We start from the raw sequence: 14066 nt of genomic DNA, 5'->3' as shown, positions 1-14066 counted from the left end.
TTCTCGCCGGTCAGGTCGTTCATCAGGGCCGCGTTGACGCCCAGCAGCGAGGGCTGGCCGTGCGTGTAGACCTTGCCGCGCTCGGCGGGCAGCAGCCCGGCCACCGCCTTGAGCAGCGTCGACTTGCCCGAACCGTTGGACCCGATCAGACCGATCGACTCACCCCGGTACGCCGTGAACGACACACCCTTGACCGCGTGCACCTCCCGCACGCCCGCGGTGGGCTTGCGGCGGACGATGCGGTTGAGCGCCGCGGTGGCGCTGCCCTTGCCCGCGCCGGTGCCGTAGACCCGGTAGACGATGTGCAGATCGTCCGCGATCACCGTCGGGATGCGCTCCGCGGCCGCCTCGGTCGGCTGGACGCCGTTGTTCTGCTCAGCCACGTCCGTACCGCTCCTCAGACTTCCAGAAGTACACAAAGCCCACGACGCCCATCACCAGCGCCCAGCCCCCGGCGAGCGCCCAGACATGCGGCGGCAGCTCGTTCGCCGTGAAGCTGTCGATCAGCGCGAACCGCATCAGGTCGATGTAGACCACGGCCGGGTTCACGTTGAGCAGGACCTCGACGAACGCCGGGACGTGCTTGTCCTTGAGGATCAGGTCGATGCTGAACATCACGCCGGACGCGTACATCCACGTCCGCATGATGAACGGCATCAGCTGCGCCAGGTCCGGGGTCTTGGAGCCCAGCCGCGCCATCACCATCGCCAGGCCCGTGTTGAACACGAACTGCAGCGCCAGCGCCGGCACGACCAGCAGCCACGACCAGGTCGGCAGCTGCCCGAAGCCCAGCAGGATGAGGACCAGCACACCCATGGAGAAGAACAGCTGCTGGAGCTGCATCAGGCAGAACGAGATCGGCAGGCAGGCACGCGGGAAGTGCAGCGCCCGCACCAGGCCGAGGTTCCCCGAGATCGCCCGCGTACCGGCCATCACCGAACTCTGGGTGAAGGTGAAGATGAAGACACCGGTCACCAGGTACGGGACGTAGTCGGGGATGCCCTTCCTCGTGCCGATCAGCAGGCCGAAGATCAAGTAGTACACGAGCGCGTTCAGCAGGGGCGTCGCCACCTGCCAGACCTGTCCGAGCTTGGCCTGGCTGTACTGCGCCGTCAGCTTGGCGCCGGCGAAGGCGCGGATGAAATGCCGCCGCTCCCACAGCTGCCGGACGTACTCCGGGAGGCTGGGGCGGGCCCCGCTCTGCGAGAGCCCGTACTTCTGGGCCCGCTGGGCAGCGGTGAGCCCTTCGTCGGAAGATGGCGGGGCACTCATGGCGACCGCACTGTCGTGCGTGGTCTCGCTCACAGTTGACACTTTCGTCCTCAAGGTGCGCTGCCGGGGCCACGCCCCGGCTCGCGCCTGATGCTCTCAGATACGAGCTTGTCAGATGACGGGAGGGCGGCCCAGTCGGGTCAGTCGCCAAACGGTAGCCCACTTCATGGGGCGCCTGGGACCGCACGGGGTGACGCAGCCTTCCATGAACCCGCCCAGCCAGGCCCGCAGTGCCGGTCGCGAGGGCCGGCGGGCGAGCGTCAGCAGGAACCAGACACCGAGATAGACCGGAACCAGCAGCGCCGGAAGGTTTCGGCGGGCCAGCCACACACGGTTACGGGCCACCATCCGGTGGTAGACCGCGTGCCGGGCCGGTGCCGTCGTCGGGTGGAAGAGGACCATGTCCGACCGGTAGTCGATCTGCCAGCCCGCGTCCAGCGCCCGCCAGGCCAGGTCCGTCTCCTCATGCGCGTAGAAGAAGTCGTCGGGCAGCCCGCCGACCTCCTCGAAGACATGCGTACGGACCGCGTTCGCACCACCGAGGAAGGTGGTGACCCGCGACGACCGCATCGGGTCCGAGGCGCGCAGCCGCGGGACGTGCCGGCGCTGGGTCTCGCCGGTGTCCGGGTCGGCGATCCGGAAGCTGATGATGCCCAGCTCCGGGTCGGCGGCGAACGCCTCGCGGCACAGTTCGGCGGTGTCCTCCCTGGCCAGCAGCCCGTCGTCGTCGAGGAAGAGCAGCACGTCGACGTCACCGCCGCCGGGGCCGAACGCCTCGATACCGACATTGCGGCCGGCCGGGATGCCCACGTTCTCGGGCAGCTCGACCGTCCGTACGCCCTCGGGGAGCTCGGGCAGCGGCGAACCGTTGCCGACGACGACGGTCTCGATCGGGTCGCCGGTCTGCTTGGCGACCGAGTCGAGCAGCGCGCGCAGCTCCTCGGGGCGGTTGCCCATCGTCAGGACAACCGCACCGATCCGCATTCGGGACGCCCCCGTCACTTGAGCCTGCTGGAGGCGAGGATGGACACAAGGTGGAGCACCGTCTGGAGGAGCGCGATGCCGGCGAGCACGGCGACGCCCAGACGCGAGAAGAACAGGTCGCCCCGGATGGTGTCCAGGACCGCCAGGACCAGGATCAGCAGGGACGCCTCGATACCGAGGATGAGCCGGTGGAACTTCAGCGCCCCGGCCGCCTTACGGGCCAGCGCCATCCCGGAGGACCGCGGCTCGGAGGCCGCCTCCTTGACCGGCGGCAGCCCGCCCTGGTGACGGGCGACACCGACCAGGTCGGTCTCGGCCTTGATCAGGATGGCGCCGAGCGCGGCGAGGGTGCCGAGGAAGGCCCACAGCCAGTCGATCCGGCCGGTGCCCCACAGGTCGGCGGCGCGCAGCCCGAAGCCGACCAGGACCGCGGCGTCGCACAGGTAGGCGCCGACCCGGTCCAGGTACACCCCGCCGAGCGAGAACTGCTTCTTCCAGCGGGCGACCTCGCCGTCGACACAGTCGAGCAGCAGGTACAGCTGGACCATCAGCACGCCGAGGACGGCGCCCGCGATCCCCGGCACCAGCAGTGCCGGGGCGGCGAGGACGCCGAAAACGGTCATCAGGTAGGTCAGCTGGTTGGGCGTGACCTTCGTGTTCACCAGGTGCCGGTCGATGCGCAGGGAGATCTCGCGCATGTAGAGGCGACCGCCCCAGTGCTCACCGCTGCGCCGGTCCTTGACACCCTCGGGGTGCACGACCGGGCGGAGTTCAGCTACTGACGGCTTGTGCATAGTCGGCGTATGCGTCCCTGATCTGGTCGGCGGACAGGTCGAGGTGCTCGAGGATGGTGTAGCGCCCGGGGCGGGTCTTGGGCGCGTACGCGACGGCCTCGACGAACTCCTCGTCGGTGAAGCCGATCTCGCCCGGCGTGACCGGCAGCCCGTGCCGGCGCAGCACCTCGACCATCAGGTCCCGGGTCTCCTTGTCCCCGCGCAGATGCGTGGCGAAGGCGGCGCCCAGGCCGCACTGCTCGCCGTGGCTCGCGGCGCGCTTGGGGAAGAGGATGTCCAGCGCGTGGTTGATCTCGTGGCAGGCCCCGGACGCCGGACGGCTGTCGCCGGCCACCGACATCGAGATGCCGGTGAGGACCAGCCCCTCGGCGAGCACCTGGAGGAAGTTGTCGTCGCCGACGCCACCGGGGTGGCGCAGCACGGCCTCGCCGGCTTGGCGCGCCATGGCGGCCGCCAGTCCGTCGATGTCCTCACCGGTCTCGCGGTGGGAGAGCTCCCAGTCCGCGACCGCGGAGATGTTGGAGATCGCGTCGCCGATGCCGGAGCGGACGAACCGGACCGGGGCCTCGCGGATGATGTCGAGGTCGATCACCACGGCGATCGGGTTCGGCACACCGTAGGAGCCGCGGCCCGCGTCGTTGTCCAGCGTGGCCACCGGCGAGCACAGGCCGTCGTGCGACAGGTTCGTCGCGACGGCGACCAGCGGCAGGCCGATGCGTGCCGCGGCGAACTTGGCGCAGTCGATGATCTTGCCGCCGCCGAGGCCCACGACCGCGTCGTAGTGCCCCTTCTTCATGGCGTCGGCGAGCTTGATCGCTTCGTCCAGGGTGCCGCCGCCGACCTCGTACCACTCGGCGCCCGGCAGCGCGGGGGACAGCCGCTCGCGCAGCCGTGCCCCCGAGCCGCCGCTGATCGCGATGGCGAGCTTGCCGGACGCGGAGATGCGCTGATCGGCCAGCAGGCCCGCCAGGTCGTCCAGGGCGCCGGCGTTGATGTCAACGACGACCGGGGACGGGATGAGGCGGGTCAGTACTGGCATGCGATGTCACGGCCCTTCGCCAGGTCGTCGTGGTTGTCGATCTCGACCCACTTGACGTCGCCGATCGGGGCCACGTCCACCTTGAAGCCGCGGTTGACCAGCTCCTGGTAGCCGTCCTCGTAGTAGAGGTCGGGGTCCCGCTCGAAGGTGGTCTTCAGGGCGTCGGCCAGCTCCTCGGCGGCCTCGCCCTCGATGAGGGTGACGCCGATGTACTCACCGGTCGCCTCGGCCGGGTCCATCAGCTTCGTGATCTTCTGGACGCCCTTGGCGGGGTCCACGACGACCTTCATCTCCTCGTCGGCGAGCTGCTTGACGGTGTCCAGCGCGAGGATGATCTTCTGGCCGTTGCCGCGGGCGGCGAGCAGGGTCTTCTCGACGGAGACCGGGTGCACGGTGTCGCCGTTGGCGAGGATCACGGTGTGCTTGATCGAGTCACGGCCGCACCACAGGGAGTAGGCGTTGTTCCACTCCTCGGCCTTGTCGTTGTCGATGAGGGTGAGCTTGAGGCCGTACTTCTGCTCCAGGGCCTCCTTGCGCTCGTAGACGGCTTCCTTGCGGTAGCCGACGATGATCGCGACCTCGGTCAGGCCGATCTCGGCGAAGTTGCCGAGGGTCAGGTCGAGGATGGTGGTGTCCCCGTCGACCGGCACCAGGGCCTTGGGCAGGGTGTCGGTGTAGGGACGCAGACGCCGTCCGGCGCCGGCGGCCAGCACGAGGCCGATCATGCGGGTTCTCCTTCATCGTGTACGGCGGGTGCTTGGGAGGACACCCAGAAACGGATGCTCTCGATGAGCACCAGCAGCGCCAGGACCACAGCAAGGGCCGTCAGCGCGATTGTGAAACCTTCAGGGGACAGCGCGGCGGCGAGGACGGTGATCACGAGAATCCGTCCCTCATGTCCGCCGGTCGCCCGGACCAGCCACCGGGGCGGGGCTCCGGTGCCACCACGGATGCGGTAGACCGTGTCGTAGTGATGGTAGGCGACCGCCGCGACCAGCCCGTACGCCGCGGGCAGCGCTCCGGGGACGTCCGCGCGGGCGGCCAGCACCAGGATCGTGACGTACTCACCGGCCCGGAAGAAGGGCGGGACGAGCCAGTCGAGAGCGCCCTTGAGCGGCCGGGACACCGCCGCGCCGGCCAGCAGCGCGGAGCAGGCGGCGACGCCCACGGTGAGCCAGGAGGCGGGGTCGTGCTCGAAGATCACCCAGACCAGCAGCACCGCGACCGAGAGAAACGCCATAGCGGGAGCCAGGTAGGAACCGGTCCGGCCGCGGCCGCGCGCGGCGGCGGCGATCAGCTCGGCGAGCGGCCCGGAGTCGGCGAGGTCGGCCAGTGCCTGTGCGGCGCGGTCGGTGCGCCGGGCCCGGCGGGTCAGCGAGCGCAGCACCCGTCCTGCCGTGGTGTAGCAGGCGGCCAGCGCGCAGCCGACGAGCAGGGCGTAGAAGACGATGCGCGGGGTGGTCAGCGCGGTGAGCACGGCGATCATGGCCCAGCGTTCGCCGATCGGCAGCACGATCATCCGGCGCACCCAGACCGTCCAGCCGACGCTGTCGAGCTTGCCGGAGAGGGCGGCGGTGGGGCTGGTGTTGGCGGTGGCGTCGTGGTTCGCCTCGTTGAAGGAGAAGTCGACGACATGGCGGCAGGTCATCAGGACCATCGCGCCGAGCGCCAGCGCCCAGACGTCGTCACCGCCGCGGGCCGCGCCCAGGGCCAGGCCCGCGTAGTAGGCGTACTCCTTGGCCCGGTCGAAGGTGGCGTCGAGCCAGGCGCCCATCGTCGAGTACTGCAGGGAGTAGCGGGCGAGCTGCCCGTCGGTGCAGTCCAGGACGAAGGAGAAGAGGAGCAGGAATCCGGCGGCGACGAAGCCGCCGCGGGTGCCGGTGGCCGCGCAGCCGGCCGCGATCAGCGCGGTGAGCAGCGAGGCGGTGGTGACCTGGTTGGGGGTGAGCCCGCGCCGCGCGCACCAGCGGGCGAGGTAGCGGGAGTACGGGCTGATGCAGTACGTCGTGAAGAACCCGTCGCGGGACTTCACGGCGGTGCGCAGCCGTACCGCCTCCTCGTCGACGGCGTCGACGGCCTCGCGGGCCTCCGCGCGCTGGGCGGGAGTCAGCGCGACGGTGGCGACCAGGCTGCCCAGCTCGACGCGGTGCAGACCGGCCTCGTCGTGGTCCAGGGACTCGGTGAGGGTGTCGGTGAGGACGTCCGTGAGGTGGGCGGTGCCGGCGCCGACCGGGATTCTGCCGACCGCGCGGGCGAGCGCGGCGCGGGCCGCGGGCTGCGCGGTGAGCGCGCCGGGCACGGCCGCGGCCGGGAAGCGGGGGTCGGTCAGCGCCAGCCGCAGGGCGTGCTGGTGCCCGACGAAGCGCGGGTCGACGACGGCGACCCGCTCGTGGGCGGGCACCGCGCTGATCAGCTCGGCGGCGGCCGCGGGATCGTTCGCCGTACGGACGTCAAAGCCCAGCACGCGCAGGTCGGCTTCGAGCGGCGACCCGGCTACCGGCGGACCGGTGAGGATGGCGGTCGACAGACGAACTCACTCCTTGGATGCTGACAAGGCAGCACGGGCCGGTCCGCAGTCGATCCGCATTCGATACGAACTACCCGGGCAGCGGGCGTGGCACACCTCGCCCCTGGGAGGGCCGGGTGGCACGTCGGCAGAGGCTATCGGATCGCCGGATGCGGCCGTTCACCGCGCATTCACCGCACGATCGAGTGACCGCCGGCTGCGCCTGCCGCGATCATCATGGTGGATCGGGTGGCGCATGAACAACTGGCCCGCGGGCCCGGACCCGATCCGGTGCCGGTTATGAGCGGGCTGGTCACGGGGCGGGCGGGTTGTGCCGGGGCCCGTGTGGTGAGAGCCATCCCAGGTCCGGCGGCGCGCGGCACCCGCCGCGCCGGAGACGGGGCGCGCGACGGCGGATGTGGACCATCTCACGGCGGGCGCGTCCGAGGGCCGGCGCGCCCGCTTGTGGCGCCGCGCACCCACTGTGCCGCTGATGCGGACCCGGCTAGGGCAGACTTGGCGTCGAAGACCGACGACAAGGATGGGCATGCCGATCACACCTGCCAACGGACAGACCGCCGGGGACCCGGCGGTGAGCACACCGGGCGGCACCGCCGAACCGATCATGCTGGAGCTGGTCGACGAGGACGGTACGACGATCGGCACCGCGGAGAAGCTCGCGGCCCACCAGCCCCCCGGGCAGCTGCACCGGGCGTTCTCGGTCTTCCTCTTCGACGAGAAGGGGAGGCTGCTGCTCCAGCGCCGGGCGCTGGGGAAGTACCACTCCCCCGGTGTGTGGTCCAACACCTGCTGCGGGCATCCGTACCCGGGCGAGGCGCCGTTCGCGGCCGCCGCCCGCCGGACCGCGGAGGAGCTGGGAGTGGCCCCCTCCCTGCTGGCCGAGGCCGGCACGGTCCGTTACAACCACCCCGACCCGGCGTCCGGCCTCGTGGAGCAGGAGTACAACCACCTGTTCGTCGGGCTGGTGCGGGCGGAGCCGGCGCCCGACCCCGAGGAGATCGGCGAGATCGCCTTCGTGACTCCGGAGGAGCTGGCCGAGCGGCATGCCGCGGTGCCGTTCTCCGCGTGGTTCATGACCGTGCTGGACGCGGCGCGGCCGGCGGTGCGCGAACTCACAGGAGGGACGGCGGGCTGGTAGCCGGCGGGGTGAGCGGCAGCTCGGCCCAGATGGCCTTGCCGCCGTTCCTGGTGTGCTCGACGCCGCATTTGCCGCCGGCCTCGGCGGTGAGCGTCTTGACCAGCCACAGTCCGCGGCCGCCCAGATCACCCTGGTCCGCCTCCAGCGCCTTGGGGCGGTAGGGGTGATCGTCCTCGACCGCGACCCGTAGCCAGTTCGCCCCGAGGGTGAGCTGGACGGCGATCTGCGGTGAGAGCAGGGCGGCGTGCCGGACGGCGTTGGTGACGAGTTCGGAGACGATGAGCAGCAGGCCGTCCATGATCACGGCGGCGACGGGCACACCTTGTTCGGCGAGCAGATCCCGGACCGCGTGCCGTGCCTGCGGCACCGAGGCCTCCAGTGCCGGGGTGGTGAACCGCCAGACACCTTCGTACGCGAGCGGGGAGGTCAGCTCTTCGGGGGGTTCTGCGGGGGGTCCGGAAGGCATCCTCACAGGACGAGTGTTGGGAACGCATTGGTCCGGACCGGCCTGCTGAACACAAGTCAGCATCTATCGACGGCTTATGGCCGATTCCGAGCGGTTCGCGCGACCCGGAGACCGGACCTGTTCCGTTTGCGCCGGGTCGCGGACCGCCGCACCGGGACCGCCGTCGGCTCCTCGCCCTCGGACGCCGCCCGGCGGGGAGCCGGTTCCGGCCATCCGGCCTTCCCGGCCACGCCGCGACGGCCATCGGGCCGACAAAAGCAGCAGGTCCGGTGCCTGAGCACCGGACCTGCTGTCATGAGTAGCGGGGACAGGATTTGAACCTGCGACCTCTGGGTTATGAGCCCAGCGAGCTACCGAGCTGCTCCACCCCGCGTCGGTGAACACCACAGTACGGGTCGGCGGCCGCTGGGCCAAATCGGTGATCACCGCGGGCGCCGGAGGCCGCCGTCCCGGTGTTCTCACACCGCGCGGTCGGTGATCCGTCCGGCGTCGACCTCGATTCGGCGCGTGGTGTGCACGGCCTCCAGCATCCGGCGGTCGTGGGTCACCAGCAGCAGGGTGCCCGGGTAGGAGGCGAGCGCGGACTCCAGCTGCTCGATGGCCGGCAGATCGAGATGGTTGGTCGGCTCGTCCAGGACGAGGAGGTTGACCCCGCGGCCCTGGAGGAGGGCCAGCGCGGCCCGGGTCCGCTCCCCCGGCGAGAGGGTGCGCGCCGGGCGCAGCACATGCGCCGCCTTCAGCCCGAACTTCGCGAGCAGGGTGCGCACATCGGCCGGCGACAGCTCCGGTACGGAGACCCGGAAGGCGTCCATCAGCGGTTCGTCACCCAGGAACAGCCCGCGCGCCTGGTCGACCTCGCCGACCACCACCCCGGGGCCGAGTGCCGCCTGCCCGGTGTCCAGCGGGAGCCGGCCGAGGAGGGCGGCGAGCAGGGTGGACTTGCCGGAGCCGTTGGGGCCGGTGATGGCGACCCGGTCCGCCCAGTCGATCTGCAGGTCCACCGGGCCGAAGCGGAAGCCGCCGCGCCGGAGGCCGGCTCCGCGCAGGGTGGCCACGACCGCGCCGGCCCGGGGCGCGGCGGCGATCTCCATCCGCAGCTCCCACTCCTTGCGCGGCTCCTCGACGGTCTCCAGCCGCTCGATCAGGCGCTGGGTCTGCTTGGCCTTGGCGGCCTGCTTCTCGGTGGCCTCCACCCGGGCCTTGCGGCCGATCTTGTCGTTGTCCGGGGCCTTGCGGCGGGCGTTCTTGACGCCCTTCTCCATCCAGTTGCGCTGGGTGTGCGCGCGGGTCTCCAGAGCGGCCTTGGTGTCGGCGTACTCCTCGTACTGCTCCCGCGCATGGCGCCGGGCCCGCTCGCGCTCCTCCAGGTAGGAGGTGTAGCCGCCGCCGTAGGTGTTGACCTGCTGCTGGGCCAGGTCGAGTTCGACGACGCGGGTGACCGTGCGGGTCAGGAACTCGCGGTCGTGGCTGACCAGGACGGTGCCGGCGCGCAGCCCGGTGACGAAGGACTCCAGCCGGCCGAGGCCGTCCAGGTCGAGGTCGTTGGTCGGCTCGTCGAGCAGGAAGACGTCGTAACGGGAGAGCAGCAGGGAGGCGAGCGAGGCGCGGGCGGCCTGGCCGCCGGAGAGCGTGGTCATCGGCTGGTCGAGGCCGACGGTCAGGCCGAGCTGGGCGGCGGTCTCCTCGGCGCGTTCGTCGAGGTCGGCGGCGCCCAGGGAGAGCCAGCGCTCCAGCGCGGTGGCGTAGGCGTCGTCCGCGCCCGGTTTCTCCTCGACCAGCGCCTGGGTGGCGGTGTCCAGGGCGAGCTGGGCGTCGGTGACGCCGGTGCGGCGCGCGAGGAAGGCCCGTACGGTCTCTCCGGGACGGCGGTCGGGCTCCTGGGGGAGATGGCCGACGGTCGCGGTGGGCGGGCTGAGGGCGAGCGTGCCCTCCTCCGGGGTGTCCAGGCCGGCCAGCAGGCGCAGCAGGGTGGACTTGCCCGCCCCGTTGGCGCCGACGAGGCCGATCACGTCTCCGGGGGCGACGACCAGGTCGAGGCCGGAGAACAGGACGCGCTCGCCGTGGCCGGCGGCGAGGTCTTTGGCGACGAGAGTTGCTGACATCAGGCCGCCGATGGTATCCGGCCCGGTCCGTCGTGGTCGCTCTAATATCCGGGGCATGGAACCCGGTCTGAAGACGCATGTCAGCGACGGCACAGCGACCGTCACCATCAGCAACACCGGCAAGCGGAACGCGATGACGGTGCCGATGTGGCGGGAGCTGCCGCCGCTGCTGGAGCGGCTGGCGGGTGACCGTTCCGTCCGGTCGCTGGTGCTGACCGGTGAGGGCGGGACGTTCTGCGCGGGCGCCGACATCGGGGCGCTGCGCGAGGGGGCCGCCGAGTCGCAGGGGCTGGCGGTGGCGGCGGAGGAGGCGCTGGCGGCGTTCCCCGGGCCGACGCTGGCGGCGATACGCGGCTACTGCGTGGGCGGTGGCGCCCAGTTGGCGGCCGCCTGTGATCTGCGGTTCGCGGAGGAGGGCGCGCGGTTCGGGGTGACGCCGGCCAAGCTCGGGGTGGCCTACCCGGCGTCCGCCACCCGGCGGCTGGTCCGGCTGGTCGGGCCCGCCGCCGCCAAGTACCTGCTGTTCTCCGGGGAGTTGATCGACTGTGCGCGGGCGCTGCGTACGGGGCTGGTGGACGAGGTGCTGGCCGAGGGCGCGCTGGACAAGCGGGTGGCGGAGTTCTCGGCCGTCCTCGCGAGCCGTTCACTGCTGACCCAGACCGCGGCGAAGGAGCTGGCCGACGGGACCTGGGACGTCCCGCCCGCCGAGGCCGAGGAGCGCGGGGCGTACTGGGCCGCGCAGGCGCGCGCGAGCGGCGACACCGTGGAAGGTGCCGCCGCCTTTCTGGAGCGCCGGGCGCCGCGCTTCACCTGGCCGGCGGGCTGAGGCCGCGGGCCAGGGGGCGGCGACCCGCCCCTACTCCTCGCCCGTCAGCACGAACCGGCTGCGCCCCCGCAGCGCCGCGACGACCTCGGCCGGGGCCTTGTCCGGGGAGCCCGCGTCGTAGGGCGGCCGGGGGTCGTACTCGATGCCGAGCTGGATCGTCTGCGCCACGGTGTCCCCGGCGATCCGGCCGGCCAGCGTCAGCCCCATGTCGATACCGGCCGAGACGCCGGCCGCCGTGACGTACTTGCCGTCGAAGACCACCCGCTCCCCGGTCGGCTCGGCGCCCAGGCCGGGCAGCTGGTCCAGTGCCAGCCAGTGGGAGGTCGCCCGGCGCCCCTTGAGCAGACCGGCGGCGCCCAGGAGCAGCGAACCGGTGCACACCGAGGTGGTCCAGGTGGTGTGGGCGTCCACGGCGCGGAGCCACTCGTGCAGCGGGCCGTCCGCCATGTGGGCGAGCTGCCCGGGGCCGCCCGGTACGACGAGGATGTCCGGCGCGGTGACCTCGGCGAGCGTGGCGTCGGCGACCAGCCCGAGCGACCCGAGGTCGTTGCGGTACGGGCCGGTGCGTTCGCCGACGAACACGGTCTCGGCGCCCGGCAGCCGGCTGAGGGTGTCGTAGGGGCCGATGGCGTCGAGCGTGGTGAAGCTGTCGTAGAGAAGGATGGCGAGCTGCATGGTCGGTTCCTGTCGTCGGTGGGTGGGGCCGGCGCGGTGGTCGTCGCGGCCGGTGTGGTTCAGGCGGTGGGTACGGGCGGGGCGGCCGGCTGGAAGCGGCGGCGGTACTCGGCCGGGGAGGCGCCCAGGACGCGGAGGAAGGCGCGGCGCATCGCCTCGGGGGTGCCGTAGCCGCAGCGGCGCGCCACCTGCTCGATGCCGTCGGTGGTGTCCTCCAGGCACCGGCGGGCGGCCTCCAGCCGTACCCGGTCGACATAGCGGCCGGGCGTCATGCCGGTCTCCTCGCGGAACGCCCGCGCGAAGTGCCGCGGGGAGAGGCTCGCGCGCTCCGCGAGGGCGTCGACGCAGAGGTCAGCCGCCGGGTTCTCGGTGATCCACTGCTGGACGTCGCGCAGCGGCCTGCGCTGTGCGGTCTGGGCGGCGAGCTGGGCGCTGAACTGGGTCTGGTTGCCCGGACGCCGGAGGAAGACGACCAGGTGCCGGGCGATGGTCAGCGCGAGGTCCCGGCCGAGGTCCTCCTCCACCAGGGCCAGCGCGAGGTCGATCCCGGCCGTCACGCCCGCGGAGGTGGCCAGATCGCCGTCCCGTACGTAGATCGGCTCGGGTTCGACACGCACCGCGGGGAAGCGTGCGGCGAGGGTGTCGCAGAGCATCCAGTGGGTCGTAGCCCGGCGGCCGTCCAGCAGCCCGGCCTCGGCCAGCAGCAGCGCGCCGCTGCACACCGAGACCTTCCGCCGGGCCCGGGGCGCGTGTGCGCGCAGCCAGTCGATCAGCCGGGGGTCGGGGGTACGGGTGCCCTGGCCGCCGGGGACCAGCAGGGTGTGCGGGGGTGCCGCGGCGGCGAGGGTGAGGTCGGGGACGAGCGTCAGCCCGCTGGTGGTGCGGACCGGCGCCCCGTCGAGGCCGGCGGTACGAATCCGGTAGGCGCCCGGGGCGCACTGGGCCGCGCCGCTGAAGACGTCGAGCGGTCCGCAGACGTCGAGGGCCTGCACCCCGTCGAAGAGAACCACGAGCACATCGCGCTGTTCCATGTCCTCCATCCTGGGCAGCGGCGACGAGGGCCGCAATGACGGAAAACCCACCTTTCCTGCCACCGGGGCCGCGCGTCGCCCGGGGCGGGCGCCGACCGGGCCCCTGCCCGGGACCCATACCGACGGGTCGGTACCCTGCCCGTATGACCTCTTCCAGCGCACTGCCCGAGAAGGCCGGCCGCACCTGCCACAACGTCATCAACCCCTTCCACTCCACGCACTACTTCGCGCCGGAGCTGTCCGAGGAGATGGCGAAGCTCGGCCTGGAGAACCGCAGCGCCGCGTACTTCGCCTGCCGCGCCGCGGCCATGGGCGCCGTGGGCCCCGGCACCGTCACGGCCACCTTCTACAACTTCCGGCACGGCCTCATCGCCCAGCACGTCCCGCACATCTGGACGGTCACCACGCCGCAGGAGGTGCTCGACGCCCGGCTGCGCGCCGCGGACGCCACGCTGCGGCGGCTGCTCGGCCCCGAGGCCGTGGAGTCGGCGGAGATGGCGGAGGCGGCGGAGCTGGCGCTGCGGGCCGCCGAGGCCTGCACCCGCCGGGCCCGGCCGCTGTACGCCGCACACGCCGACCTGCCGGTGCCGCAGGCCCCGCACCTGGCCTACTGGCACGCCGCGACACTGCTGCGCGAACACCGCGGCGACGGCCACCTGATAGCCCTGCTCGACGCCGAACTGGACGGGCTGGAGGCGCTGGTCACCCATACGGCCAGCGGCCGGGGCATGAGCCCCAAGGGCGTCCTGGCGACCCGCGGCTGGTCGGAGGAGGACTGGCAGGACGCGCAGGAGCGGCTGCGGTCCCGGGAGCTCCTGGACTCCGAGGGCGAACTGACCGAGGCCGGAATCCTGCTGCGCAAGGAGCTGGAGCGGAGGACCGACCGGCTGGACCGGGCGCCGTACGAGCACCTGGGCGCCGAGGGCGTGGCCCGGCTCACCGAGCTGGCGACCGGTTTCACCACCACCGTCATGGAGGCCGGGGCGTTCCCCGCGGCGCTGTTCGGCAAGTGATCCGTAGCGTTTCGGTGCGTTCCGGTACGTAAGGCTCCCTCAGGGACGAGGCACCCGCGGCCGCCGGGGGTGTGCGCGTTGTCGTGCACCCCGGCGCGCCACGGGTGTCCGCCGGTCCCTCCCGGCTTCCGGGCGGACGCGGTGACTCACGGACACCCCGGCGGCTGGGCGGTGCGACAGTCCGGCCCGCCACCCGGCA

The 14066-nt window shown here is 72.2% G+C and carries 14 protein-coding genes and 1 tRNA gene; 3 read left to right on the top strand and 12 right to left on the bottom strand.

Features of this window, described 5'->3' with window-relative positions:
* The 7 genes from ACWC9R_RS08560 to ACWC9R_RS08530 all read right to left on the bottom strand — a co-directional run.
* On the bottom strand, positions 1-383 hold a 383-nt coding region (locus ACWC9R_RS08560; protein ID WP_450729642.1), incomplete at its 3' end, for an ATP-binding cassette domain-containing protein.
* Positions 376-1305 (bottom strand): ABC transporter permease, encoded by a 930-nt coding sequence (locus ACWC9R_RS08555; protein ID WP_450729640.1) that lies wholly within the window; start codon positions 1303-1305, stop codon positions 376-378. The genes ACWC9R_RS08560 and ACWC9R_RS08555, both read right to left, overlap by 8 nt.
* Positions 1306-1383: 78 nt before the next feature.
* The gene (locus tag ACWC9R_RS08550) at positions 1384-2256 is read right to left on the bottom strand and encodes a glycosyltransferase family 2 protein (RefSeq protein ID WP_450729639.1); all 873 of its coding nucleotides are present in this window, start codon (positions 2254-2256) and stop codon (positions 1384-1386) included.
* A 14-nt stretch (positions 2257-2270) separates the two neighbouring features.
* Positions 2271-3050 carry a CDP-alcohol phosphatidyltransferase family protein gene (locus tag ACWC9R_RS08545; protein WP_450729638.1) on the bottom strand — a complete coding sequence of 260 codons (780 nt, stop codon included), beginning with the start codon at positions 3048-3050 and terminating at the stop codon, positions 2271-2273.
* Positions 3028-4089, bottom strand: a complete 1062-nt coding sequence (locus ACWC9R_RS08540) for an iron-containing alcohol dehydrogenase family protein (RefSeq protein WP_450729636.1) — start codon at positions 4087-4089, stop codon at positions 3028-3030. Before ACWC9R_RS08540 ends, ACWC9R_RS08545 begins: the two co-directional genes overlap by 23 nt.
* Positions 4077-4814, bottom strand: coding sequence for a phosphocholine cytidylyltransferase family protein (locus tag ACWC9R_RS08535; protein ID WP_086720811.1), 738 nt, complete (start codon positions 4812-4814; stop codon positions 4077-4079). Before ACWC9R_RS08535 ends, ACWC9R_RS08540 begins: the two co-directional genes overlap by 13 nt.
* Positions 4811-6616, bottom strand: a complete 1806-nt coding sequence (locus ACWC9R_RS08530) for a DUF5941 domain-containing protein (protein WP_450729657.1) — start codon at positions 6614-6616, stop codon at positions 4811-4813. The genes ACWC9R_RS08535 and ACWC9R_RS08530 overlap by 4 nt, the downstream gene beginning before the upstream one ends.
* Positions 6617-7142: 526 nt before the next feature.
* On the opposite strand from ACWC9R_RS08530, the gene idi reads away from it, so the two are divergent.
* Positions 7143-7754, top strand: coding sequence for an isopentenyl-diphosphate Delta-isomerase (gene idi / locus ACWC9R_RS08525; protein ID WP_450729634.1), 612 nt, complete (start codon positions 7143-7145; stop codon positions 7752-7754).
* Here the strand turns inward: idi and ACWC9R_RS08520 are convergent.
* From ACWC9R_RS08520 to ACWC9R_RS08510, 3 genes are all read right to left on the bottom strand, one after another.
* Positions 7729-8220, bottom strand: coding sequence for an ATP-binding protein (locus ACWC9R_RS08520; protein WP_393356379.1), 492 nt, complete (start codon positions 8218-8220; stop codon positions 7729-7731). The two genes, idi and ACWC9R_RS08520, sit on opposite strands and share 26 nt — an antisense overlap.
* 299 nt (positions 8221-8519) lie before the next feature.
* Positions 8520-8593 (bottom strand) — tRNA-Met (locus ACWC9R_RS08515).
* Between the two features lie 85 nt (positions 8594-8678).
* Positions 8679-10322, bottom strand: a complete 1644-nt coding sequence (locus ACWC9R_RS08510; RefSeq protein ID WP_450729633.1) for an ABC-F family ATP-binding cassette domain-containing protein — start codon at positions 10320-10322, stop codon at positions 8679-8681.
* Between the two features lie 55 nt (positions 10323-10377).
* Between ACWC9R_RS08510 and ACWC9R_RS08505 the strand changes: the two genes are divergently transcribed.
* On the top strand, positions 10378-11148 hold the full coding sequence (locus ACWC9R_RS08505) for an enoyl-CoA hydratase/isomerase family protein (protein ID WP_450729631.1): 771 nt from the start codon (positions 10378-10380) through the stop codon (positions 11146-11148).
* A 30-nt stretch (positions 11149-11178) separates the two neighbouring features.
* Here ACWC9R_RS08505 and ACWC9R_RS08500 read toward each other — a convergent pair whose 3' ends face one another.
* Positions 11179-11823, bottom strand: a complete 645-nt coding sequence (locus ACWC9R_RS08500) for a DJ-1/PfpI family protein (protein ID WP_450729629.1) — start codon at positions 11821-11823, stop codon at positions 11179-11181.
* A gap of 59 nt (positions 11824-11882) precedes the next feature.
* Complete coding sequence (locus tag ACWC9R_RS08495) at positions 11883-12854, bottom strand: GlxA family transcriptional regulator (RefSeq protein WP_450729628.1); 972 nt, start codon at positions 12852-12854, stop codon at positions 11883-11885.
* Between the two features lie 143 nt (positions 12855-12997).
* On the opposite strand from ACWC9R_RS08495, the gene ACWC9R_RS08490 reads away from it, so the two are divergent.
* Positions 12998-13867 carry an SCO6745 family protein gene (locus tag ACWC9R_RS08490; protein ID WP_450729626.1) on the top strand — a complete coding sequence of 290 codons (870 nt, stop codon included), beginning with the start codon at positions 12998-13000 and terminating at the stop codon, positions 13865-13867.
* Positions 13868-14066 lie beyond the last annotated feature (199 nt).

The organism is Streptomyces sp. NPDC001219 (assembly GCF_053597915.1).
Note: the sequence above shows the minus strand (reverse complement) of the source record. Positions and strands in the feature narration are given on the sequence as shown.